A 22,191-nucleotide genomic window follows, 5' to 3' on the forward strand; every position below is an offset into this window, starting at 1 on the left:
GGGGGCAGGACGCGTCATGCATAGTTGCATTGGGGGTGCCGTGGTTGCTGTGAAGGCCGCGAGGGAGCGCGGCCTGCGTACTCATGCCGCAACCTCAGACCGTCGGCACAGTGCCGCCATCGATGGTGTACTCCACACCGGAGATGGAGGCCGCCCGCGGGGAGACCAGGAACGCAATCAGATCGGCGACCTCGGCCGGCTGGGCAGGGCGCCCAAGCGGAATGCCTCCCAGCGCCTGCATGACCTGCTGCTTGGCACCCGCATAGTCTGTGCCCGCATTGGATGCGATCCGCTCGACGAATGCGATCGCAGCCTCTGTCTCGATCCAGCCCGGCGACACGCGGACCACACGCACCCCCTTGGGCGTGACTTCCTTGGAGAGCGCTTTGCTGTAGGTGGACAACGCTGCCTTCGCAGCGGCATAGGCAATCGTGGCGTCATGCAGCGGGAGTACTCGCTGGATCGACGTCACATGCAGGATCACCCCGGAGCCCTGCGCGATCATCCCAGGCAACCAGGTGCGATCCATCCGTACCGCCGTCATCAGGTTCAGATCCAGCGCCTTCGCCCACTCCGCATCGTCCAGCCGTGCGAATCCCCCGGCCGGCGCCGAGGAGCCGCCCACCACATTGATCAGGATGTCGAGGCCGCCGAGATGATGCATGGTGGCCTCCGATGCCTGGCGTACGCCTTCGGCGGTGGCGAGATCCGCCGCCACATAGCGCACGCCATCGACAGGGCGCTTGGGCACCGACAGCGCCGACGCCACCACACGCGCACCCAGCCTGGACATCAGATCCACGACCGCAGCCCCCAGACCGCGGGCACCACCCGTCACCAGGACGCGCTTGCCTGCCAATTGCAGATCGAACGTCATGGCGCGATCTCCAGCGAGGCGATCTTGCCGCGTTCCAGGGTGAAGGCATAACGCAGCTGGACAGGGCTGCCGGGGAAATTGCCGGCCACTTCGCTGGTCACGATGCAGGTGCGGTCCAGTGTCTCCACCTTGCAAGGCTGCACGACATAGGTGTACTTGGCAGACGAAGCGTCTTTCCATGCCTCGATCTGGGCTGTGCCGGTATGGATCTTCTTTTCATCCAGCACGCGTCCGTCCGGCGTGAAGCAGCGGGCAACCGCGCGGCCATCGTGCTGGTCCGCGGTGAAATAGGCGGCGATCGGTTCGGGAAGGTCGAGCGTTTGCATTCTGGTGTCTCCGTTGTGGTGGGCGGCGCCAGATTGACGTGTTCCTTCTGGTAATAGAATCACCTACTATCTGAGCAGGCTATGTAGAAACGAGTGCACAATGCGCGGCGCTGAATTCGCAGAACTGAAGGCGTTCGTCGCCGTCGTGGACAGGTCCAGCTTCGCCAAGGCCGCGGATCACCTGGGGTTGTCGCGGTCAGCCCTCAGCCAGACCATCCGCCAGCTGGAGTCGCGGCTGGGCGTGCGCTTGTTGAACCGGACGACACGCAGTGTTTCTCCGACCGAGCCGGGGCGGCGGCTGCACGAACGCATGGCGCCGATGCTGCGTGAAATGGACGCGGCCGTGGCGGAGGCGGTCGACACACGCACGCACGCCTCGGGCACGCTGCGCATCAATACGCTCAGCATGGCCGCCAAGCGACTGATCGCGCCACGCTTGGGACGTTTTGCACGGGCCCATCCCGATGTGGTGCTGGATATCGTGATCGATGACACCTTGAGCGACATTGCCGGGGAGGGCTTCGATGCCGGCATCCGCGTGGGCAATCGCCTGCAGAAGGATATGGTGGCGGTCCGGATGACGCCGGATGTCGAACTGCTGGCCGTCGCATCGCCCGAGTACCTTGCCCGCCACGGTGAACCGAGAACGCCTGCGGATCTAAGTCGTCATACCTGCATCAATTGGCGCTTCCCCGGCAGCGGCAGGATCGCGGGCTGGGAATTCAGTAAAAAGGGCAAAACGGTCGAGTTTTTTGGCGAAAGTAGCGTGATTTCCAACCACCAGGACATCATCGTGCCGGCTGCGTTGCAAGGACTCGGCATCCTGTATGCCTACAACGACGATGACATCGCCGAGGCACTGCGCGATGGCCGACTGCGGCGCGTGCTGGCGGACTGGTCGCCAACGGTGCCCGGTCTGTATCTGTACTACTCGAGCCGACGGCACATGCTGCCGGGGTTGCGGGCCTTCATCGACTGCATGCTGGATCGTGATCTGGGCAGTGAGCCAGGTTGATTGGCGTGAAATGCGAGATCGACGGTTTTCGGGGACTGCTCCAATGCAGGGCGCGTTTTGTCCGAGGGCGGAAGACGAGTAGGCCAGACGATTAGGGGGGGCGCTATCCAGGGGTAGTGCGCAGGTCAGCTTCTGGCCGAACGCGGTCAACTCAGCCCGCCTACGCTCCCGCTAAGTAGAAGTACCGGTTGGCCCACAGTGCCTTTGCGGTGGCGGGGTCGGATCGGCACGTAGAGACTGGCTCCACCGAGGCCGGTAAGGGAATGGCATATGGCGACCAGGATCCGGGACGTAGCGCCGACCGTGTGTCTGGCTGCGGTCATCCTGCTGGTGCTTCCCGCATGCAGCCGAGAGACCACGAGCGAGAACCCTGCCTCGGCGGCCGAAGCCTCCCGCCCGGCCGTTCGCCCAGTGGCAACGCCGCCCAACATGCCTCCGCCGAATCCGTGGCTGGCGGACAGTGTCTACCCGACCTCCCACTTCAATCCGGCGGCCACCGATTCGGTGCTTATCGCGGGGCCGGTGGGTAGCCGAAACCTCACCGCGGCGGATGTAGCGACCGTGCCCACCCTGGTAACCTCCAATCCCACCATGAAGCGCGTGGGCGGGGAGGTGATCGCCTTCGCCAGCGGTGCAGTGGGCGTGCAGAAGATCCGGGTGACCGGCGATGCCTTCGAAGCCGTGGGAGGGCTGCTTCCTTACCCGGGATTTGAAACGTCCGCCGCGATGGCGACCCCGGCCGCGCTTGACGCCGCACTGACGCAGCTCGACGCTGCTTACCGTGCCAAGGACGAGACGAAGATCCTTGGCGCGCTGAAGGGCCTCGGCGCCGCTGGTCTCAACATGGAAAGTGGCATCAACGGGGTGTACAACCTGTTTGATCGAGACGGCAACCATTACTGCGTCTACGGTGGCACCCACGTGCTGAAGACAACCGATGGCAACGTGGTCGGTGACCCGCCGCGGATCGTCAAGACCGCCGATGTCGCCAAGGGGCTGCCCGAAGACGTCGCCAAGTCGGTTACCCGCATCATCGGGTTGAACATGACCTACGACGGCTTTCTGGCTGCTGCCGCTCCCGGCGCCTTGATCATCCTGGACCGGGATCTGAATGTGAAGGCGTCGGTGACGTTCAACGGCGAGGCAGTCGACAACAGCATCGTCATCGATGAACACAACGGCATCTATGTAGTCACCGAAAAGCACATGAACAAGGTGATCTGGAACGGAACGACGCTGTCCACCGATGAGAAGGACGGGGCGTGGTCGTCCCCCTACGATTCCATGCCCGGCGAGAAGGCATTGGCGATGGGCGCGATTTCCCGGGGTTCGGGCACCACCCCGACGTTGATGGGCTTCGGCAGCGACCCGGACAAACTCATCGTGATTGCCGATGCTGCTGAAACCGGCAGTAACGCGGTGGCGTTCTGGCGGGACGCGATTCCGGCAGGCTTCAAGCAGAAGCCTGGAACGCAGTCCAACCGCATCGCCGACCAGATCCGGATCGACATCAGCCAGATGACCATCGAGCCGTCCCCGAATGTGCTCGGTTACGGCGTTGCATTCCTCAACAGCACGTATCCAAAGCCGCTTCCGGCCGGCCCGGGAAATGCGTTTACCGGGGGCATCACCCGGCCGGCGCCGATGGGCATACAGAAATTCATCTGGAACCCGGACAAGGACGCGTTCGAGAGGGCCTGGATCAACCATGAGGTCGACAACACCGACATCATGGTGCCGGTCGTCTCGGCACCCACAGGCCTGCTTTACGCAGCGCACAAGGACAAGGACAAGGGCGTTTATCAGTATGTCGGCCTGGACTGGTCGACGGGCGAGATCAAGTCGCGCTGGACGTTCCCTGATGACAGTCGTCGCTGGAATGCCCTGGGTGGCATCACAACCATCATGGAGAATGGTGACCTGATGATAGGTGGGGTGTTCGCCGTAAAGCGGCTCAAGATTGGCGGCCGTGCCGAACAATCGCATTAGCGTCCGCTGACTTCGGCGTTGACGCAGTGGTCGAGAAGATCATGGAGGGCGCATCAAAAGGGCCCGGGCGGAAGGTCCGTCCGAGTCCCCCGCAAGAGAAGCTGGCCGTAGTTGCCCAGGCGCCCGAGAGCCAGGCGCCCCGCTCACGGGACAAGACGTCACCATGAACACGCGCAGGCGACATCTGTATCAGTCCATCGGGGCAGTGTTGGCTGGCGTTCTTGTCGCACCGGCTGTCGCGATTGCTCAAGCGGTGGTCGGCCCCGGCACGGTCAACAGCACGGTTACCGCGACGTCCGGCACGACTACGGTCGTGGGGAACACCACGATTGATACCGGCAACAATGATGGCGTGTGGGCCAATGGCGGCGACCTGCTGCTGGACATGAACTCGCCGCTTGCCACGCCGGGCGCGATTTCGGTCCTGTCCAATGCGCTTTCCCTGCACGCGACCAGCGGCGTCATTTCTGCGCCCCGCGGCATCAACCTGCGAGTCAGCGGCAGAGGGCAGGCGCTGTATGCCGACGGCGGCACGGTCTCTGTCTTTGCTGGGAATGTCACCAGCGCGGGCATCGGCAAGCTGGCCGGTGGCACGGCGGGCCTGATCCAGATGGCCAACATGCGCTACAACGATCCTGCGCTTTCCTCTGGCATGCAGGGCAACGGCATCGGCGTCGACGGTACCGCGCGGGTAGAGTTGAGCGGATTCAATCGCCTGTATATCGGCAGGACAGGCAACTCGTTCGGGCTGGGCGTCCAAGGCCCGATGGCCAAGGCGGTGCTCAGCGGCACCAACCAATTCACCTTCCAGCAGTCTGGCGCCATGGGCATCTATCTGTACGGCGGCGGGCAGCTGGAGATCAACAGCCCGCTCTCGCTGACCTTCAATGGCGCCAACTCCATCGGCGTCACAGTGGATAGCGGCAGCAATACCCAGGTGCTGGACGGCATTACGGCGAACTTCACCGCCACCACCGGCACGGCCGGTACCGGTCTGGTTGCGCAGCGGGGCGGCAGCGCGAGCCTGCGCAATTTCGTGGTCACCGGGCCTCGTGTGGGCATCGGCGTGTGGGTCGCCGAAAACTCTACCGTCAACCTGACCGGCGCAAGCCGCATCAGCATTACCTCGCCAACCAACGCTCAGCGCTATGCACTTACGGTTGGCACCAGCATGGCGGGTGTGGATGCCATCTTCGGCACTGCCTCGGGCACCTCCGTCAGAGGCGGGGCGGTGGTTGCCACGGGCACCCTCAACAGCACGGGCACCCTCTGGAGCAACCCGGTGGCCGGGAGCTATGGCATCTATGCCGGCGCCAACAGTGCATTGGCCAGTGTGGTCAACCTGACCGGCGACACCATCGAAACGTCCGGGGCGGGGTCGGTGGGTATCGGCACGTATGGGAATGCGCAGGTCTTCGTCGTCGACTCGACCGTCCGCAACAGCGGGGGCGCTGACGCCATCTATATGCGTAATTTTGGCAGCCCCACCCAGGTCACCGACAACAACGAGGTCCATCTCACCAATACCAGTGTGATCGCCACCGGCGCCGCTTATGGCGTCCTCTCCGCCAATCAGTCCAATGGCTGGGACAACGTGTTCAGCATGCGCGGTGGCTCGCTCACGACCGAACAGACGGCCCTCTATGCTTATGGGCCGTTGAGCGCCACCGTGCAGGACGCCACGGTCCGCGGGGACGACTACCTGCTATGGGCGGCCAACATCGGCGCTACTGGTGAAGCAACCCTGCTGGACCTGATCGCGTCCAACAGCACATTGCAGGGCGATGCCGGCGCGGACTCTGCGGCACAGGCCAACATCACGCTGCAGGCCGCCAGCCACTGGACCGGGGCTGCGTGGAACCTGAGCAACGCAGCCATTGATGCCACCAGTGCCTGGAGCATCCCGCAGAACTCGACGGTGTCGCGGTGGGTGCGCAATGACGGGCGCATCGAGTTCCTGCCGCCTGTCGGCGCGAACGACTACAAGTTCCTTTACACCACCTCGTATGCCGGCGGCGCAGGCAGCGTGATCGCGCTCAACACCTATCTGGACAGCGATGGCTCGCCCAGTGACCAGCTGATCATCCAGGGCGGCAGCGCCAGTGGCAGCACCCGCCTGGACATCCACAATACCGACGGGCCCGGCGCGCTGACCTTTGGTGACGGCATCCGCGTGGTGAGCGCGCTCGATGGTGGAACCACCGCACCGGATACCTTCTTCACCAGCGCGCCGGTACTGGCCGGTCCGTATGCGTATCGGCTGCACCGGGGCGGCTATGCCGCCGGCGACGGGCAGGACTGGTTCCTGCGCTCGTCGATCGACTGCAACAATCCAGCCGCGCCGTCCCCGCCGTGTCCCGTACCGCCGCCACCGCCGCCCCCGCCGCCACCTCCACCCCCGGATCCGCCACCGGGACCGACCCCGCCGGATCCGGATCCGACACCGCCCGAGCCACCTCCGCTGCCGCCGCCGTCACCGGCGCCACCAGAGCCGGACCCGTATGCACCCCAGCCGGTGCCCGTGCCGGAGTACCGCAGCGAGGTGTCGCTCTACAGCGCGTTGCCGGCCATGGGATTGCGTTACGGCTGGGCCACGCTCGGCAACCTGCACGAGCGAGTAGGGGAGCAGGAGCAGCTGCGCCAACGCGCCGACCTGCGCGGGGATGCGTATTTCAACGGCGCCTGGGTGCGCGTGATCGGCGAGAACGGTGACGTGGAAGGCAGCCGACGCGGCATCTACGGTGGCAGCCCGCGCTACGACTACGACATTCTGGCCATCCAGGCCGGCGCGGATGTTTATGCGGTGGAGCATGACGACGGAAAGCGCGACCACGCTGGCCTGTATCTGGGGCAGGGCAGGATGCGCAGCGATGTGACGCATTTCGATGGCACGCTGGCCGGCCGCAACCAAGTCAAGGGCACTTCACTTGGCCTTTATTGGACGCGCTACTGGGACGAAGGCCAGTATCTGGATGCGGTCTGGCAGGGAACGTGGGGCAAAGGCAAATCCAGGTCGAGCAACGGCATTCTGCTGGAGCGAGACAGTTTCGGCTGGGGGGCATCGCTGGAAGGAGGCTATCCGTTCCAGATCGATGAGGAGGATGAGGATGAAATCCTCGAGCCACAGCTGCAGGTGATCTATCAGCGGATCGACCGGGACCACCACCGCGACCCCGCCGCGCTGATCCGGTTCAGCAACATGGACTCGCTCGCTGCCCGCCTGGGCCTGCGGTGGGCCAACACCTGGACCCTGGAGCCCACGCATGACGGCATCCGGCGGTTGTTCACCGGATGGCTGCGGCTCAATGGCTGGCATGAGTTCCGTGGTCAGCCGGTGACCGAGTTCTCTTCGGCTGAGGGTTATGTGCCGTTCGAGGCCAATCTGAAAGGCACGTGGTGGCAGCTCAACGCCGGGACGAGCTGGCAGTTGGGCGCTTCGACCAGCCTCTACGCGAACATCGGCTACCAGCGCAGCTTCGACCGTGCGTTTGATGCTTGGGACGGCAAGGTGGGCGTGCGTTGGAACTGGTAACGTTTTGGGGAGCAAAAGCCTCTGAATTCAATTAGGGGGGACTATGTGGGAACAAAAGGACATCAATTTAGAGCACGGCCAGCGATAGCTTGAGGAGGCCCGCGTGGTACCTAGCTGCGGCCGCCAGCATTTTACATAATATACATTATGCGAAATGGCGAAATGCGCCGTTTGGTTGGGCTTTTCAGGAGTAGCTGTCCGTCCTTTCAATAGTTAAGTGTCCATACTTCTGCGTATCTGCCCTTGGTCCAAGTCGCCGGCGTCGGCGTAGCGCTTGTTGTTTCCGTTACCTTGGCGGCAGTCTGGCTGGCCAACCGCCAAAATGCAGCAGACGCCCGAGAGCTAGCTGGAGGGAAATGCCCTTGTTGTGGCAAATCTTTGGATGGCTGAAGTTTCACATAGGGAGCCTCTAGCGTTCAAAACGCCTGACGAAAGTGTTCCTAATTAATGGCTCTGGCTGGGCTCTACGCGAGCCGGCGCTCCTAGTTCGTGGCCTTGGATGAGCTCTTCTTAGCCCGCTGCTTGGGGCTTGCCTTCCGTGCACCGGGATTCACCTGGCTTCGCCTAAGCGCAGCCTCTAGATCCGCCGGCAAGTTCTGGAGCTTGGCCAGTTGCTCTGCTAGCGCTGCACATCTGCCACGCTGGTTGTCCACCACCTGTAGTGCCGCCGCAGTGGCTGAGTGTGCCTTTTCGAGGCTACCCCGCATCTCTGCTTCAATCGAAGTATGTCTTTTCACTGCGCTGGCCAGCTGCGCCTGCAACACCTTGCTCTCTTGTCTAGCGCGATCAAGATCACCCAATGCGCGGTTTTCGACAGATCTGACGTGCTCAGCCAGGCTCTCGCGCTCAGATCTCGCCGATTCCTCAGTCTTTTGGAGTCTGTCGTAGAGCGCTTGGCGTGAGGCCTCCACTTGCTCAAGTCGCTGAATGGCGGCGGTACGCTGCCCGGCTAGTTCCGCAGCCTGCTGCTGAAGCTGATCGACCAATCGCTGCAATTCGTAGGCCCGGGTGCATGCGACGCGCTCCGCGGCAATGGCCTCTTCCGACCTCGCGTGGACAGCGCTCATCTCACCTGCAAGTGCCTTGGACCGGACAAGAAGCTCCTCTTGTTTGAGTGCAAGGTCCTCGCGCACCTCGGAGAACTCAGCAAGGACCGCATCACGCGCATGTTCTAGCGCTAGCGCCCACCATTGCCCGGCAAGCTTTCCCAAGACAGTTGGAGCGTCTTTCATGCTTGGACTCTCAGGGTGCAACCGACTTCCGAGGCTTTGCCACCAAGTCTCCAGCAAGCGGGTTACCGTGTTCGGGGAGCCCGTACCTAGGTGTGCCCGAACGCGCTCCACCGTCGGGCGCTCGCCCTTTGCGACAAGCGCGTCAGCGGCGCCGTGCACGTCCAGTTCCGTGATGCCGCGAGCCATTGAACTATCTCCTGTGCGGGCGCCCTGCCCCGTTGATTCCATACTGGCGATAAGTCAGGCTGCCGATGCGGTCCGCGAGCTGCTGGCCGAGGCCGCGGCCGAGAACACCACCCGCAGCTACGCCAGCGCCCTGCGCTACTGGGCTGGCTGGCATGCGGCGCGTTACGGCATCGAGTTGGCCTTCCCGGTACCCGAAGCCACCGTGCTGCAGTTCGTGGTCGACCATGTTCAGCGCCGGTCAGCTGAGGGCGAATTGGCGTGGGAATTGCCGCCGGCAGTCGATCAGGCCTTGGTGGGGGCCGGACTGAAAGCCAAGCTTGGGCCCTGGACGCTGGCCACTGTGCGGCATCGCGTTGCCGTGCTGTCCACCGCACATCGGCTCAAACAAGCCGCCAATCCCTGCGAGCAGCCGGCGATCCGCACCGTGCTCAGTCGCGCCGCGCGAGCCGCGGTCAAGCGCGGCGAGCGCCCACGCAAGAAGACTGCAATCACCCTGGCCGAGCTGGAGGCCATGTTGGCCACCTGCGACGACAGCCTGGAAGGAGTTCGGGATCGCGCCCTACTCTGCTTCGGGTTTGCCAGTGGCGGCCGCCGGCGCAGCGAGATCGCCGCCGCCGACCTGCGCGACCTGCGCCGCATCGGTGAAGCGGGCTATATCTACCGACTGGAACACAGCAAGACCCAGCAGGCCGGCGTCACCGCGACCTCCACGCCGGACAAGCCGGTCCTGGATCGGGCCGCCCTCGCTCTGCAGGACTGGTTGGAGGCCTCCGGGATTACCGAGGGGGCGATCTTCCGGCGGCTGTGGAAATATCGGGTCGGTCCTGCCCTTTCCCCGGCCGCCGTGGGTGAGATTGTGCAGCGACGGGCGCGGCTTGCCGGGCTGGAGGGAGATTTTGGCGGGCACAGCCTGCGGTCAGGATTCGTGACCGAAGCCAGCCGCCAAGGTGTGGCACTTCCAGCGATCATGCAGCTGACCGAGCACCGGTCGGTGTCGAGTGTGATCGGGTATTTCCAGACGGGCAGTGCCACGGCGAATCCCGCTGCTCGCTTACTGGAAGATTGATGGCCCAGGGCGGGCTATGGGCGCGCGTCAATTGATGCGCACCACTGCCCCTGCAATGGCTTATCCTGTGGCTGATGGACCTGTACTGAGGGTCGGCAGGGAATCGTTACGTACAGGGCCAAAAGCTGCCTAAGCAATTGAAACGAAATGATAATTGCCTTATCCCGATAGCGGATCTCCCCGTCTATGGGGCCTGTTCAAGGACTTTCGCTGTATAGCTCAGCGGCGCCACTTCCCTATCAAGGTCGAGATGGTAGTCGCCGAAGCGATTGATGTGGCTGGTCCGATACGGCGACAGGCCGGCCAGGATCTCGGGGGTCAGTTCAATCCCCTCCTTCCGCATCTCAGCCAAGGTCCGGCTCATGCCTTCTACGTTGTGGAGGATGATCATGTTGGCGACCAGCTGGCTGTACTTGATGATCTTGCGCTGCTCGTGTTGGACGTTCTCAGCAATGATCCCCTGGCTGCCAAAGAACACCCATTTTACGAAGCCGTTGTACTCCTCGCTCTTGTTGGTCGCAGCATGGATCGTTTTCCGAATCTCGTTGTCGTCGATGTAGCGCAGCAAGAACAGCGTTCGGACGGCCTTGCCAACTTCCCGGAAGGCGAAGTACAGCTTGTTCTTCCGGCTGTAGGTGCCCAGCCGGCGCAGGATCGAGGACGCGGTGATCTTCCCCAATCGGATTGAGATCACCACCCGCAGCATGTCGTGGAGATGGGTCGCGATCAGTTGCCAGTCGATGCTGTCTCCGAACAGTGCCTGGATGTTCTTATAGGTCCTACCAGGTTCGGGCCGGAAGAATGTCAGATCCTTGATGTTTCGTATCCTGGGCATCAGCTGGATGCCCAGCATGTGGGCCAAACCGAAGACCGGATAGCTTTGGGCCTGCGTGTCGCCATGGACGATCTCGGGCTGGATGTCGGACGTGTTGGCCAGCAGGCCATCGAGGATGTAGATGCCCTCGTGCACGCCACAGGGAATGAAGTGGCTGAACAGCGCCACGTATTTGTCGGACACATGGTAGTAGCCGATGCCGCCGTAGCCGCCGTAGCGGATGTGGTACTCCGACAGCAGGTTGTCCTCGTACACGCTCCACTTGGTGCCATCTGCTGACGCGCTCTTGCCGCTGCCCCAATAGCCCGGCAGGTCAAATTTGTTGTAGGTATTGATGACCTCCACGATGGCCTTCTCAAGGACATCTTCGGTCACGTATTTGAGGTTGAGCCAAGCGACCTGGCGACGGCTGAAGCCCTTGATCGACCGCGCCGTCTGCGTCGGACCCAAGTTGCAGCCATAGCAAAACAGCGTGGTGATCACCCGTCGAGGGAGATCTTCAACCTGGCTCTCGGTGCCGGCGATCGGACGGAAGAATCGGTGCAGATCCAGCCATTGGCTGGCGTCGATCAGGACATCGACGATGCTGGACTCCGGGAGCCGTTCGGCGATGAGGCGGTCCACGGTGGCAATGGCGCTTGAGACCTCGGCGCGTTGCCCCTTCCGCAGTACCAGGCGTCCTTCCAGAATGTCCGCATGAACATTCTCGGGGAAACGCTCGTCAACTTCGTCGGCCAAGTCGGTCAGTTGTGCGCGCAACCCGGCCACGAAAGTCGCAGCGTCGGTGGGCAAGCCTGACACCTGGCCATAGGCTTCCAGTTCCTGGGCCAAGGTGGCTTCATCGACCAGCTGCTCGCGGTAGTCGTCAAATCGTTCGCTGCTCGGGATGAAGAGATCTCCCGACTTCAGTTCGTCCTTGACCTGCACCAGCACGGCCAGCTCGAAGTACTTACGGTGCATCCAGCCGGCGCCTGCCGCGCTGGCCCGCTTGCCAAACACGTGCTGACGCCAGAGCTTGGACATCCAATCGAAGTCCTTTTCCGGGTCCAGGCCGAGGGATGCGACCTCGATCAGCTCACGGCGTTGGTTGCGCAGCGACAGCACCGCTGCAATCAACGGCTCCATGCCGGCATCGTGGCTGGTTGCCCGCAAGTTCATCAGCTCCAGCCCATTGAACAGCAGCGGCCTGACCGCGCCGTAGGGTTGCAGCATGAAAGGCAGATAGTTCTTTCCTGCGTATGCCATATGTTCTTCGCATTCGGCCAACAAGGTCGACACTTCCGCTTCCAGACTGTTATCGATGGCATCCACGCGCTGACTATCGCTGCCGTCGAGCTGATAGGCCTGCAGGATTTCCTTGAGCTGGCCGATCAGGAAGTCGGCCCGCTTGGCATGTTCGAGCTGGTAGGCCAGCAGCTTTTGCTGGGCCGTGTTCTCCAGCCCGCGCACCTGCTTGATGAACAGCTCGGCTGCGTCATCCAGCGTCTTGGCATGCTGGGCGCGAATGAAGATGGTGGCCAACGCATAGCGCTTGTCCGGAGCCAGTTCGGCTAACTCGCTGGCGTCATAGGCGCGAGCCATTGCACGGAATTGCTTGAGCTTGGGCACCGGCACATCGATGGGAGGCAGCTGCTCGGCCAACTGCTGCAGCATGCGGATGTGCTGCAGATAGAACCGGACCTCCTTGTTGGTCGGTCGGCCAGGCTCGCGCTTGAGCGATTGCCAGCCAGTAAATCTGGAGCCTTCCGGTGCGCGCAGCAATTCGTCAATGAGCGTGCGCGTGGCAGGCGTCAGCGCGTGACTGATGCTGCGGTAGTAGCCCAGATTGACCCGCTCACGTGCGCCGATGGCGGCCAGCTCCAGGGTGCGGAAGCCTGGCAGTTCGTAGCGGTGGTGCACCAGCTCTTCGAGCAGGACGTTCACGATGTCCGGGATGGTGTGCTTGGTCTGGGCTGCTCCGGTGGCCACCGTGTCCAGCCAGGCCAAGCCTGATTTGTCCAGGGGATGTACCCCGATGAACTGCCGAAGCTGCGGCATATGGCGGCGCTGGCTACCGGAAGCGTCGTAACGTTCGAGCTGGTCGGTGTCCAATACGCGCCCGAGTCGGGCGGCCTTGGCGATGTGCTTCCGGATCCGCTCGGGCACTTCGGCTAACACCGTGAAGTAACCCAGGCGCTGGAAGAGCTTGAGATGAATCAGTACCGCCAGCTGCGGTCCCGGCTGGGTGGTCAGCTGCTTGGCGAATGCAATCTCAGCGGCGGTGGGGGTATAGATCTCCTCCAGTTCCTTGGCGGTGGGATCAGGCTTCAGTCGCGGGTAGGCGGTCTCGTGAAGGGTAGCCATTGGATCCGGAGGTTATGAGGGGATCAATCCCAGTGCCGGCCGTCGTCTGTATTGAGAGACGCTTCCAGGAAACACTGGTGCGTATCGGCCATGCGGTGCATGTCATCGAGCAACGTGGCCAGGATTTCATCCAGATCCCGGTCGGGATCGGTGGGAACAGTCAACTGGTACTCGCTGCTGGCAGTGTTCAGGCGCACAGCCTGGAACGGGGCCAAGCAGATCTCTTCGATCCGGCCTCGGGCCTTGGCCGCGCCGCGGCCCGTGCGGGCAAACGGGGTCAGCACCATGCGCAGGCGCAGCTGCAAGGCCGGTTTGCCCTCGGGCGCCGGCAGTGCCATCGCCGGTACCGGCGCGGTTGGACTGGGCAGGCTTGCTTCAATGCGGTCACGGGCAAAGGGGTCACGCCCGTCGAGATAGCGCATGGCCGACTGCACATCGCGCCAGCCCACGTACTCCATCAGCGCCTTCATGTCCCAGCCTTGGTCGTTGGCCCAGCTGGCAAAGCCGCGGCGCAACGAATGGCTGCTGTGGAGCCCCGCATCGGCAAAGCCGGCACTGGTCAGCAACTCGCGTAGCAGGCGCACCAAGCTGTTGGGATGCAGGCCCTCGGCGCTCACCTGGCCCCATTGGTTAACCGCCCGAAACACCGGCCCTTCGTGCAGGTCGGCCGCCTGCAGCCACACCTGGGTCGCCTCCACCGGGCACAACCGCGACAACGCCGGCACCTTGTAGGTGACGCCGGCGGCCTGGCGGTCGCCCTTGCTGCGCGGCAGGAAACAGGTCATCCCCTGTCCCGGCACCAGCGTGAGATGGGCCACGTCCAGACGCAGCAGTTCATCGCCACGGAAGCCCCGCCAGAATCCGAGCAGCACCAACGCTCGGTCGCGTTGATGGCGCAGCGCCGCCGCTCCGTCGCCCCGGGCATGCGCCGCCGCGATCGCGGCAGCCAACCAGTCATCGAGCTCGACCAGCCGCCGAATCTGCAGCGGCGCGGCTTGCTTGACCTGGCCCGGGTGCAGGGTCTGGATGCCTTTGAGCACCTTGCGCACCAGCGGCGACCGGGTCGGGTCGACAAAGCCGTGGTCGCGGTGCCAAGAGGCAATGGCGGCCAGCCGGTGGCGAAGCGTGCTGGCGGCTAGGGTCTGCGCATACGCGGCCAGGTACCGCGCCACGCTGTCCGGTGTCGCTGGGAGGTGGCCTTGCCATTCAACCTCGAAGTGCCGCAGCGCCGACGCATAGCTGCGCACCGTGTTCTGGCGCGTGGCTGCATCGAGGTAGCGGTCCAGTTCGGTCACTGGCGCGTGGCCTCCACAGCGACCGGCTGCCGCAGGGTCGACAGGATGGTGCATTCAGCCCGCTGCCCACCGTGGCAACTGGCAATCACCCGTTCCAACTCGGTGGCCATGCGCTCCAGGTCGGCCATGCGCGCCCGCACGTCGGTCAGATGGCTGCGTGCCAGCCGGTCCACGTCCCCGCACGAAAGCTCCTCATCGCCGGCCAGCTGCAGCAGGCTGCGGACCTCCTCCAGGCTGAAGCCTAGGTCCCGGCCGCGCGCAATGAAGCGCAGCCGCTCGATGTCGGCCGGGCCATAGACCCGGTAGCCATTGCCCGAGCGCCCCGGGCGCGGCAACAGGCCGATCCGCTCGTAATAGCGGATCGTCTCCAGGTGGCATCCACTGGCGTCGGCAGCCTCACTGATTTTCATTCGTAGTACGCTTGACTCCGTAGTAGCTACGGACTTTACACTCACCTGCTGTGTCATGCCAGCGACCCGCCCGGGCCCGGCTTCCCTGCGACTGGAGATGTTCCGATGAGTGATTGCGGCTGCCACCACGAGGCCAAGAATGCGCAGGAGCGGCGCGTCCTCTGGATCGCCCTAGCGTTGAACGCGGCGATGGCCGTGATCGGCGGCATCGCCGGCTGGATTGCCCATTCCACTGGCCTGCTGGCCGACGCTCTGGACATGCTGTCCGATGCCACCGCCTATGCCATTGGCCTGGTCGCTATCGGGCGCACGGCGCGCTTCAAGGCCAATGCCGCTTGGGTCAGCGGCAGCGTGCTGCTTGTGCTGGGTGTGGGCGTGTTGGTTGAGGTGGGCCGCCGGGTGATGTACGGCGCCGAGCCGGTCAGCGGCTGGATGATTGGCACCGCCCTGCTGTCGCTGGCGGTCAATATGGCGGTGCTGCGCATGCTGGCACCGCTAAAGTCCGGCGAAGTGCATCTGCGAGCGACGTGGCTGTTCACGCGGGCCGATGTGGTCGCCAATGTTGGGGTGATCCTGGCCGGTCTGTTGGTGTGGTGGCTGGCCAGCCCGTACCCGGATTTCGTGATCGGCGCCCTGATCGGCCTGTATGTGATCAAGGAAGCCTTCGAGATTTTAGGTGATGCCCGCCGGGCAGGTGCCGACGCGCGCAAGACGGCTGCATGACCAGGCTTGGCCGACTGAGCTCGGACTCTGGCGGCTGCGCTTGAACCCGGCACTGTCACGTGGCGCAGCTGGCCCCCGACCTAATCCGTCGCAGCTCAATCTGCGTGACCGTGCGGAAGCTCAGGCAAAACGTTAACTTTCTGTTCTTCGGATGCCGGATTCCGTCAATTTCCCGCGCCAGCTTTTGCCTGGCCACCTGACTCGCAGAGGCCACTCGAGCCCGCGAGATTGATGAATAAGCGTCAGCTTGCTGATGAGCGGTACCCAAGGTATCTTTCCGGCCTCAAATGTATCAGTCCTAGCCACACGTGCCTTCCATTGTCATCCATGCCAAGCGCTACGCTCTGGCACTGCTGCTCGCAGTGATGATCATCGTGCCTGTCGTTGATGCTTCGGTCTGCTTCTCTGAGGAGCAGTCACACCAGGAAGTGGCAGGGCCAGGCGATGGCCACCCCGATAAGGCGCATGCCGCTTGTGGTCACGGTCACTGCCACCACAGCAGCACTTTTGTGGCGTCCAACGGTTTCACCAGTGCCGAAGCCGCAAGAAATGAAGGCGGGCACACGTTCTACGAACAGCCCATGACGTCCCACATCCCGGACACGCTGATTAGACCTCCCAGGCTTTGATCGCATAAAAGGCGCAACGCGCCTGTCAGTCCTTCTGCGATCACCTTTGTGTAGGTCTTTCCATGAACACATCTTGTTGCTGGGCGCTCCGTGCGCTCGGCCGACGCGTGGCTGCACGTGCAGTCGCCGGCCAGTACTGCGCCGCCTTGAAGAAGGCGACCTGAATGCCCTTCTCAACATCTACCAATCTCCGAACTGCACGCGATCGAGCGGCACTACTGATGGCAACCTCCGTGCTTGCCATCGGCGCATCTCTTGGTGTGCGCGATTTTGGGCCTGTCGACGAACCGAGATTTGCCTTGGTTGCCACCCAAATGGTGGCAACCGGAAGCTCGCTGTTCCCGCGTCGGGGAGCGGAGCTGCACCCAGACAAGCGTCTCTTCATGTGGATCTCGGCTGCACTGCTGTCACTGACCCAAAACCTGCGGACCGCGGTCCTGGCCCCTTCGCTGGTGTCAGGCGTTGCATATGTGTGGATGGCTTTCCATCTAGGAACGCGCAATGGCGGCCGTGTGCGCTAGGGGCGCGCGCGGTGGTCAATAAAAAGGAATCACCAATGCATTACGTGAAAACAGAATTCAACCGAGGCAGTTCGCGCGGGGGCCTAGGCTCAGATCCACTGGGCCGTCTTGGCAAGCCCATCTGCGGCCCGCAGCTGGGCGTCAACACGTTGATTATCATCGTGGCGATGTACTTCACGTTCTTTCTCAACAGCGCGTTCTTCGCAGAAGTAATTGCGAAGAGTGGTGCGGACGGAGCAGCTCGTGCGCTACTTGTTATCTCTACGGGAGCGATCCTCACTGCCTTGAATGTGCTCATTCTCGGATTGCTATGCGTTCGATGGACGGTGAAGCCGGTTCTTGCATTGCTTCTCGTCGTGTCCGCTACTGCTGCCTACTATTCAGACAATTACAGCGTCTACTTCGACGCCAGCATGGTACGAAATGTGCTGAAGACCGACGGCGCTGAAGCCGGAGAGTTGCTGACCTGGGGCTTCTTTCTTGCGGTACTAATTAAAGGCGTCGTGCCAGCTATCGCGGTATGCATGGTAAGGCTCCAACGTTCTTCCAATGTGACGCGGGCGATACTTGCAAGAGTGCTTCTACTTGGCATGGCGGTTGTTGTAATCGTTGGCGCGGCAATTGCGTCATTCGACGACCTCTCATCACTCATACGCAATCACAAGCAAGTCAGATACCTTGCAAACCCTGGAAACTACATCGCTTCCATTGCGAAGGTTGTGCGAGAAGACACCCGTGCGGAGCGCGGTCCGATCCAAGTGGTTGGCCCCGATGCCATGATGACGCCTCATCCGCCAGGCGCGAAGCCCCACTTCTTGGTCATCGTTGTAGGTGAGACGGTTCGTGCGCAGAACTGGGGTTTGAATGGATACGGCAGACAGACAACGCCACAGTTGGCAGCGTTGGACGTCGTCAACTTCTCGGACGTGACTGCCTGCGGGTCAAATACTGAAGTTTCCGTGCCTTGTATGTTCTCGGTGTATGGAAGGCGAGACTACGATCGAGACAAGATCAGGGGCTCAGAGTCGCTGCTCCATGTGCTTGAGCGAGCTGGCATCAAGACGTTATGGCGGGACAACCAGACAGGTTGCAAGGGGGTTTGCGCGGACCTGGCGTTTGAGTCCTTCCGCGTGCCTACCAAGGATGGGTTGTGCGATGACCAAGCGTGTCGCGATGAGATCATGTTGCGGGGATTGCATGACGCTATCGATGACAATCCGGGTGATGTTGTGGTCGTTCTGCATCAGCTGGGGAACCACGGGCCGAGCTACTACAAGCGATATCCCGAGGATCTGAGGAAGTTCACGCCTGACTGCCGCAATGCAGATCTGGGCAAGTGCACGCGCCAGCAGATCGTCAATGCGTATGACAACGCAGTCCTTGCGACAGATGACTTCCTTGGAAAGACCATCCGGATGCTTGAGCAGGATCAGAGCCATGACACTGGATTGATCTACGTTTCCGACCACGGTGAGTCACTGGGAGAGGCGAACGTCTATCTCCACGGTCTCCCCTATGCCATTGCTCCCGACACTCAGATCAAAGTGCCCATGGTCATGTGGATGTCCGAGGGCATGAAGAGCAGCAACAACCTGGACCTTCAATGTGTCCGGGACCGATCAAACCGCCCGGCCAGCCACGACAACCTCTTCCATTCTGTACTCGGCCTCATGAACGTCCGGACGAAGTCGTTGGACGAAAGCCTGAATCTTTTCTCCGGTTGTTCCATCAACGCCGGGTCCACTTCATAACGGGCGACAACGAGCACGCTGCTGGAAGCGCCCAGCAGCGGCTCTTGGGGTCCTAAATTAAGGAAGCAACACAGTGGCAGATATGTACGGTCATCGTCCGCGGAGCATTGCCCGCGTTTTCAAGGCGCTCCGCTGGTCCCTCCAAGGACTACGATCAGCTTGGCTGCATGAATCCTCGTTTCGACTCGAGGTTGTCGCGGCCGTGGTGGCACTACCGGCAGCGATTCTGCTGGGCCACTCAGCGGTTGAGCGAGCACTTCTAATGGGGAGCGTGCTGGCTGTTCTGGCCTTGGAGCTGCTGAACTCCGCCATCGAAGCGGTTATCGAACGGTATGGCCCAGAGATCCATGAGCTGGCGGGTCGCGCTAAAGATATGGGTTCGGCCGCTGTGTTCGTGGCTCTTTGCAATGTCGCCCTCACATGGGCCGTTATCCTTGTGGGTTGATTCCCTGGGTCCCGACCTGAACGGGGCTAGGGTGCGTTCAAGCACAGCCACCGTAGTGTTTTTATGTAATTGTATCCGTCCAAAAGAGGTTGCTAACCTTTCCCAATGCGTCGCTCTCTGCCTGCTATTCGTATATACCTGATGCTGCTGCTTTTGGCGGCGTTCGTGGTCGTGCCTGTGGCCGAGGCATTGGCGTGCGCGCAAGAAGCGACGGTCAGCGTGGGCGATGTGCACGCCTTGCAAAGTGATTCAGACTCCGAGTCGAGCAAGAGCAAGGATTCGTCCAGTGCCGATGCCTGTGGCCATGGGCATTGCCACCATTCAACGGCAAGCCTCCCAGCTGCCGGTCACGACGATCTGTTCGCCGATGGCCGGATCTCGCTGCACAGTACCGAGCACGTGGACGTCTACGCGCTACGACTCGACGGTCCCATGCGCCCCCCCCGTATCTGATCTGGCTCTGCCTCGCACTTGCGGGTCGTTCGCTCAGATAATTTACGGGAGTTTTTATGTCGATTTTGCCAGGCCGGTCGCTTTCAGCGACCGGGTTGACTGTCGCTATTCTGTTGGCGTTGGTGCCAATCGGACATGTAGCTGCTCAAACTGCACCATCTTACGAATCGTTGCTTTCTCGCTTGAACCAGATGCCTGCGACGGTCCAAGGCGTCGCGCTGGCTGAGGCAGCCGAGGCGCGGGTACAACAGGCTCGGGCACTGCCCAATCCGACGGTCTCCATCGAAGCGGAGAACGCCTACGGCACTGGTCCCTACAAAGGTTTCTCAAACGCTGACAGCATTGTCACCCTCTCCCAGCCGCTGGAGATTTGGGGTCAACGAGGGGCCCGAGTGCGCGCCGCGCGTGCGGAGGCTGGGGCTGCAGGCTTGCGGGGTGATCTGATGCGCAGTGACGCAGCGGGTCGCCTGGCGGCGACATACGCCGAAGCAGAGGCTGCGCTGCGCCGATATGAGTTGGCCAGCGAGGCATTGGCCTTGATTGAACAGGACGCCAAGGCGGTAGCTGCGATGGTCAGCGAGGGACGTGAGCCCAACCTGCGCGGTGTGCAGGCACGGAGCGAGGTCGCCAATGCAAAGGCAAGCCTGGATGAGGCCGAGGCCTACCGGGATGCGGCGCTTGCTCGCCTGGCCGGCGTGTCCTTGGTGGACAGCCCCCTGACCGACATCGGTGAAAGCCTGCTTGACCGCGTGCCCTCTCACCCAGTCGCTATTGAGGTCGCCCCGCTTGCCGTTCGCATTGCCCAAGCTGAAGCGGAAGCCTCCGGCCGCCTTATCGATGTCGAGCGCAAGCGTGCGTTGCCACAACTGAGTGCATCCGTGGCTCAGACGCGCTTCCGCCAAGCGGGCGACCAAGCTTACAACGTGGGCATCAGCCTTTCGATCCCCCTATTCGATCGTAACCGCGGTGCGATCCAGGCGGCCTATGCGGAACAACGTGCTGCCGAAGCGGTTCTGGAGGCTCAGAGGCGTGACAGTGAGGCGGCCCGTTTGGGAGCGGTAGCGAGTCTCAAGGCATCCAACAGCCGCGTACGAGCAGCGGATGAAAGCGTACAGGCCGCAGATGAAGCCTATCGGCTGGCCCGCATCGGATTCGAGGCAGGTCGTATATCGCAATTGGAGCTGCGCAGCACGCGATCAACCCTGATCGCTGCGCGTGGCAGTGCTGTGGATGCCCGTCTTAGCCGGGTGGCAGCAGAAATCGACCTCGCCCGCCTTGAAGGGCGCGCACCGTTTGTGGAGGCAAAATGAACAAGTACGGAAACAAGACGCTCATCGGAGCGACGCTGCTGGCTACCTTGATGATGACCGGCGCGCTGACCTCATGCAGTGGCGGGGCGCAGGAGGATGCCAAATCCACCGGTACGGAGGCAGAAAAGCCGGCTGGAAAGGATGATGGTCACGACGATCACGCAGCTGACGCAAAGCCGGGCTCCGCCGAGGCGCACAGTGAAGGTGATGGTGATGGCGAACATGGCGAAGAGGAGTCCGAGGAAGGTGTAGTCAAGCTGACGCCTGACCAGATCAAGGCATCTGGCATCGGCGTGGTGGCTGTCGGCCGCGGCGGTGGCGCATCGACCCGCCTTGCAGGTCGCGTCGAGCCGGCCATCGGGGGGCGTGCTGCCATCGCCTCAACGGTCACCGGCCGCGTTGAGCGCGTGCTTGTTGCGCCGGGTACAGCCGTCAAGAGCAACCAGCCCCTGGTGATCATTGTCAGTGGAGAAGCTGCGACCTTCAAAGCCGCCGCCACTGCCGCTGCGGCGGAGGCCGAAGCCATCCGCCTGGCCTACGGCCGCGACAAGTCTCTTGTCGAGCAGGGCGTAGTGGCTCGCCAGGAGCTGGAGGCCTCGCGCGCGCGCTCTTTGGCCGCTGATGCCGCCGCTAGTGCTGCACGTGCACAGGTAGCGGCCAGTGGATCTCCGGACAGTTCCGGCCGGGTGACAATCTCCAGTCCTGTCGCTGGCGTGGTTGGCAACGTCCAAGTGACGCCCGGTGGTGTCGTCTCAGCTGGAACGCTTGTTGCGGAGGTTTCCAATCCGGACATGAATGAACTCGTATTCACTGCACCGCCAGCACTGGCCACTCTCGCGGTGCCCGGAATGAAGCTGGAAGTGACTGGCCCGGGCGGAAGCTTCGAAGCTGAGGTGATTGCCGCCGCTGCGAATGTGATGCAGCAGGGAGGCACCGCGACCATTCGCGCCAAACCAATTTCGGAGAAGTTGCCACCGGCCGGCTCCCCCGTTTCGGCCGTCATCATCGCCGATGGCGCAGCTGAAGGCATGAGCGTCCCGGCGGATGCGGTCCAAAGCGTTGATGGCAGAAGTGTTGTGTTCGTTGCTGTCGAGGGAGGCTTTAAGGCAACGCCGGTACTCGCTGGCCGTCGTGCAGGTAATCGAATCGAAATCCTTAACGGTCTGACAGGTAGTGAGCGCCTCGTAGGCGCCAATGCCTTCCTGCTCAAGGCCGAACTGGCCAAGGGCGAAGCCGAGCACGGCCACTAAGGG

General features: G+C 62.4%; 16 protein-coding genes and 1 pseudogene. 11 read left to right on the top strand and 6 right to left on the bottom strand.

Features of this window, described 5'->3' with window-relative positions:
- Positions 1 to 94: 94 nt before the first annotated feature.
- The gene (locus ACTT2I_RS08065; RefSeq protein ID WP_421100305.1) at positions 95 to 877 is read right to left on the bottom strand and encodes an SDR family oxidoreductase; all 783 of its coding nucleotides are present in this window, start codon (positions 875 to 877) and stop codon (positions 95 to 97) included.
- Entirely contained in the window at positions 874 to 1,203 is a 330-nt protein-coding gene (locus ACTT2I_RS08070) for a nuclear transport factor 2 family protein (RefSeq protein ID WP_088434902.1), read from the bottom strand. The genes ACTT2I_RS08065 and ACTT2I_RS08070 overlap by 4 nt, the downstream gene beginning before the upstream one ends.
- A gap of 100 nt (positions 1,204 to 1,303) precedes the next feature.
- Here ACTT2I_RS08070 and ACTT2I_RS08075 point away from each other — a divergent pair, with 100 nt between their 5' ends.
- From ACTT2I_RS08075 to ACTT2I_RS08085, 3 genes are all read left to right on the top strand, one after another.
- Complete coding sequence (locus ACTT2I_RS08075) at positions 1,304 to 2,218, top strand: LysR family transcriptional regulator (RefSeq protein ID WP_421100304.1); 915 nt, start codon at positions 1,304 to 1,306, stop codon at positions 2,216 to 2,218.
- 270 nt (positions 2,219 to 2,488) lie between these two features.
- Positions 2,489 to 4,207 carry a hypothetical protein gene (locus ACTT2I_RS08080; RefSeq protein WP_421100303.1) on the top strand — a complete coding sequence of 573 codons (1,719 nt, stop codon included), beginning with the start codon at positions 2,489 to 2,491 and terminating at the stop codon, positions 4,205 to 4,207.
- 163 nt (positions 4,208 to 4,370) lie between these two features.
- The gene (locus tag ACTT2I_RS08085; protein WP_443096827.1) at positions 4,371 to 7,739 is read left to right on the top strand and encodes an autotransporter family protein; all 3,369 of its coding nucleotides are present in this window, start codon (positions 4,371 to 4,373) and stop codon (positions 7,737 to 7,739) included.
- A 482-nt stretch (positions 7,740 to 8,221) separates the two neighbouring features.
- Here ACTT2I_RS08085 and ACTT2I_RS08090 read toward each other — a convergent pair whose 3' ends face one another.
- Positions 8,222 to 9,199: a DNA-binding protein gene (locus ACTT2I_RS08090; RefSeq protein ID WP_421588895.1), complete on the bottom strand. Its 978-nt coding sequence runs from the start codon at positions 9,197 to 9,199 to the stop codon at positions 8,222 to 8,224.
- On the opposite strand from ACTT2I_RS08090, the gene ACTT2I_RS08095 reads away from it, so the two are divergent.
- Positions 9,144 to 10,223: a site-specific integrase gene (locus ACTT2I_RS08095; protein ID WP_443096828.1), complete on the top strand. Its 1,080-nt coding sequence runs from the start codon at positions 9,144 to 9,146 to the stop codon at positions 10,221 to 10,223. The genes ACTT2I_RS08090 and ACTT2I_RS08095 overlap by 56 nt on opposite strands.
- Before the next feature lie 184 nt (positions 10,224 to 10,407).
- Here ACTT2I_RS08095 and ACTT2I_RS08100 read toward each other — a convergent pair whose 3' ends face one another.
- Genes ACTT2I_RS08100 through ACTT2I_RS08110 form a run of 3 tightly spaced genes read right to left on the bottom strand, consistent with a single transcriptional unit; the run spans position 10,408 to position 15,106 of the window.
- The gene (locus ACTT2I_RS08100; RefSeq protein ID WP_017355001.1) at positions 10,408 to 13,401 is read right to left on the bottom strand and encodes a Tn3 family transposase; all 2,994 of its coding nucleotides are present in this window, start codon (positions 13,399 to 13,401) and stop codon (positions 10,408 to 10,410) included.
- A gap of 23 nt (positions 13,402 to 13,424) precedes the next feature.
- Positions 13,425 to 14,696 (bottom strand): site-specific integrase, encoded by a 1,272-nt coding sequence (locus ACTT2I_RS08105; protein ID WP_017355000.1) that lies wholly within the window; start codon positions 14,694 to 14,696, stop codon positions 13,425 to 13,427.
- Positions 14,693 to 15,106 (bottom strand): MerR family transcriptional regulator, encoded by a 414-nt coding sequence (locus ACTT2I_RS08110; RefSeq protein WP_014159604.1) that lies wholly within the window; start codon positions 15,104 to 15,106, stop codon positions 14,693 to 14,695. The genes ACTT2I_RS08105 and ACTT2I_RS08110 overlap by 4 nt, the downstream gene beginning before the upstream one ends.
- 105 nt (positions 15,107 to 15,211) lie before the next feature.
- Here ACTT2I_RS08110 and ACTT2I_RS08115 point away from each other — a divergent pair, with 105 nt between their 5' ends.
- From ACTT2I_RS08115 to ACTT2I_RS08145, 7 genes and pseudogenes are all read left to right on the top strand, one after another.
- Positions 15,212 to 15,829 carry a cation transporter gene (locus tag ACTT2I_RS08115; protein WP_014159605.1) on the top strand — a complete coding sequence of 206 codons (618 nt, stop codon included), beginning with the start codon at positions 15,212 to 15,214 and terminating at the stop codon, positions 15,827 to 15,829.
- A gap of 793 nt (positions 15,830 to 16,622) precedes the next feature.
- A pseudogene (locus tag ACTT2I_RS08120) lies at positions 16,623 to 16,856 on the top strand (dolichyl-phosphate-mannose--protein mannosyltransferase); the annotation flags it as partial.
- Positions 16,857 to 17,014: 158 nt separating this feature from the next.
- Complete coding sequence (locus ACTT2I_RS08125) at positions 17,015 to 18,730, top strand: phosphoethanolamine transferase (RefSeq protein ID WP_017354999.1); 1,716 nt, start codon at positions 17,015 to 17,017, stop codon at positions 18,728 to 18,730.
- Positions 18,731 to 18,803: 73 nt separating this feature from the next.
- A complete protein-coding gene (locus ACTT2I_RS08130; RefSeq protein ID WP_017354998.1) occupies positions 18,804 to 19,175 on the top strand; it encodes a diacylglycerol kinase in 372 nt (123 codons plus the stop codon).
- 141 nt (positions 19,176 to 19,316) lie between these two features.
- Positions 19,317 to 19,628, top strand: coding sequence for a hypothetical protein (locus ACTT2I_RS08135; protein WP_017354997.1), 312 nt, complete (start codon positions 19,317 to 19,319; stop codon positions 19,626 to 19,628).
- A gap of 56 nt (positions 19,629 to 19,684) precedes the next feature.
- Entirely contained in the window at positions 19,685 to 20,938 is a 1,254-nt protein-coding gene (locus ACTT2I_RS08140; RefSeq protein ID WP_017354996.1) for a TolC family protein, read from the top strand.
- Positions 20,935 to 22,188 (top strand): efflux RND transporter periplasmic adaptor subunit, encoded by a 1,254-nt coding sequence (locus ACTT2I_RS08145; protein WP_014159610.1) that lies wholly within the window; start codon positions 20,935 to 20,937, stop codon positions 22,186 to 22,188. The genes ACTT2I_RS08140 and ACTT2I_RS08145 overlap by 4 nt, the downstream gene beginning before the upstream one ends.
- Positions 22,189 to 22,191: the final 3 nt, after the last annotated feature.

This window comes from Stenotrophomonas sp. PUT21, from assembly GCF_052232875.1.
GTDB lineage: Bacteria > Pseudomonadota > Gammaproteobacteria > Xanthomonadales > Xanthomonadaceae > Stenotrophomonas > Stenotrophomonas maltophilia_N.

Coding starts and splice junctions, on each gene's coding strand:
- ACTT2I_RS08065 (WP_421100305.1), bottom strand. CDS start 877: ATGACGTTCGATCTGCAATTGGCAGGCAAGCGCGTCCTGGTGACGGGT.
- ACTT2I_RS08070 (WP_088434902.1), bottom strand. CDS start 1,203: ATGCAAACGCTCGACCTTCCCGAACCGATCGCCGCCTATTTCACCGCG.
- ACTT2I_RS08075 (WP_421100304.1), top strand. CDS start 1,304: ATGCGCGGCGCTGAATTCGCAGAACTGAAGGCGTTCGTCGCCGTCGTG.
- ACTT2I_RS08080 (WP_421100303.1), top strand. CDS start 2,489: ATGGCGACCAGGATCCGGGACGTAGCGCCGACCGTGTGTCTGGCTGCG.
- ACTT2I_RS08085 (WP_443096827.1), top strand. CDS start 4,371: ATGAACACGCGCAGGCGACATCTGTATCAGTCCATCGGGGCAGTGTTG.
- ACTT2I_RS08095 (WP_443096828.1), top strand. CDS start 9,144: ATGCCGCGAGCCATTGAACTATCTCCTGTGCGGGCGCCCTGCCCCGTT.
- ACTT2I_RS08090 (WP_421588895.1), bottom strand. CDS start 9,199: ATGGAATCAACGGGGCAGGGCGCCCGCACAGGAGATAGTTCAATGGCT.
- ACTT2I_RS08100 (WP_017355001.1), bottom strand. CDS start 13,401: ATGGCTACCCTTCACGAGACCGCCTACCCGCGACTGAAGCCTGATCCC.
- ACTT2I_RS08110 (WP_014159604.1), bottom strand. CDS start 15,106: ATGAAAATCAGTGAGGCTGCCGACGCCAGTGGATGCCACCTGGAGACG.
- ACTT2I_RS08115 (WP_014159605.1), top strand. CDS start 15,212: ATGAGTGATTGCGGCTGCCACCACGAGGCCAAGAATGCGCAGGAGCGG.
- ACTT2I_RS08125 (WP_017354999.1), top strand. CDS start 17,015: ATGCATTACGTGAAAACAGAATTCAACCGAGGCAGTTCGCGCGGGGGC.
- ACTT2I_RS08135 (WP_017354997.1), top strand. CDS start 19,317: ATGCTGCTGCTTTTGGCGGCGTTCGTGGTCGTGCCTGTGGCCGAGGCA.
- ACTT2I_RS08140 (WP_017354996.1), top strand. CDS start 19,685: ATGTCGATTTTGCCAGGCCGGTCGCTTTCAGCGACCGGGTTGACTGTC.
- ACTT2I_RS08145 (WP_014159610.1), top strand. CDS start 20,935: ATGAACAAGTACGGAAACAAGACGCTCATCGGAGCGACGCTGCTGGCT.